We start from the raw sequence: 960 nt of genomic DNA on the forward strand, positions 1-960 counted from the left end.
CCGGAGAAGCCGAGTTGCGCCGCGCCCAGCTCACGGCCCTGGCGGAACACCTCGATCCACTGGACCGTCGTCAGTTCCTCGCCCTGTTTCGCGAAGTCCAGGGGGTTCGAGCAGTACGGGCACTGCAGCGGGCAGCGATACGTCAGCTCGGCCAGCAGCCAGAGCGGCAGGCCGATATTGTGCTCAGCGGAGCTGGATCCAGAACTTTTCACTGGCGACCTCCATGAACTGCACGACGTCATCCGCCAGGTCCGGCGCATCCGGATACTGTGCGCTCAGGTTGCGAATGATCGAGTCGACATCGCGTTGACCGTCGATCTGCGTGGCAATGGCACCGGCACTTTCGTTGAGGCGGATCATCCCTTCCGGGTAAAGCAGCACATGGCAGTTCTGCGCCGGCTCCCACTGCAAACGATAGCCACGGCGAAACTGCGGGATCTGATGGATATCGAACTCGCTCACAGGGCAATCCCCCGGTGCCAGACCCGCTCACGGGTCACCGTGTGGTAAGGCGGACGGTCCAGCTCGTACGCCATGCTCATGGCGTCGAGCATGCTCCAGAGCACGTCCAGCTTGAATTGCAGGATTTCCAGCATGCGTTGCTGAGCCTCCCAGGTGCGGTAGTGCTCGAGGGTGATGCGCAGGCCATGCTCGACGTCGCGGCGCGCCTCTTTCAAGCGCTTTCTGAAGTAGTCGTAGCCAGTCGGGTCGATCCAGGGATAGTGCTGCGGCCAGCTGTCCAGCCGCGACTGGTGGATCTGCGGCGCGAACAGCTCGGTCAGCGAACTGCTGGCCGCTTCCTGCCAACTGGCGCGACGGGCGAAGTTGACGTAGGCGTCCACCGCGAAACGCACTCCCGGCAACACCAGCTCCTGGGACAGCACCTGCTCGCGGTCGAGGCCCACCGCCTCGGCCAGGCGCAGCCAGGCCTCGATGCCACCTTCCTCGCCGGGCGCGCCA

At 64.4% G+C, this 960-nt stretch carries 2 protein-coding genes and 1 pseudogene; all 3 read right to left on the bottom strand.

All coding sequences use genetic code 11. From position 1 onward, the window contains the following. Positions 1–212 (bottom strand): annotated as a pseudogene (locus tag E8E75_RS00055) (pyrroloquinoline quinone biosynthesis protein PqqE); the annotation flags it as partial. Further along, the gene (gene pqqD / locus E8E75_RS00060; protein ID WP_120650597.1) at positions 184–462 is read right to left on the bottom strand and encodes a pyrroloquinoline quinone biosynthesis peptide chaperone PqqD; all 279 of its coding nucleotides are present in this window, start codon (positions 460–462) and stop codon (positions 184–186) included. The gene pqqD and the pseudogene E8E75_RS00055, both read right to left, overlap by 29 nt. Beyond that, positions 459–960, bottom strand: a 502-nt coding sequence (pqqC, locus tag E8E75_RS00065; RefSeq protein ID WP_280357622.1) for a pyrroloquinoline-quinone synthase PqqC, incomplete at its 5' end; no start/stop codon positions are given. The genes pqqC and pqqD, both read right to left, overlap by 4 nt.

Source organism: Pseudomonas sp. BN606 (genome assembly GCF_029873115.1).
GTDB lineage: Bacteria > Pseudomonadota > Gammaproteobacteria > Pseudomonadales > Pseudomonadaceae > Metapseudomonas.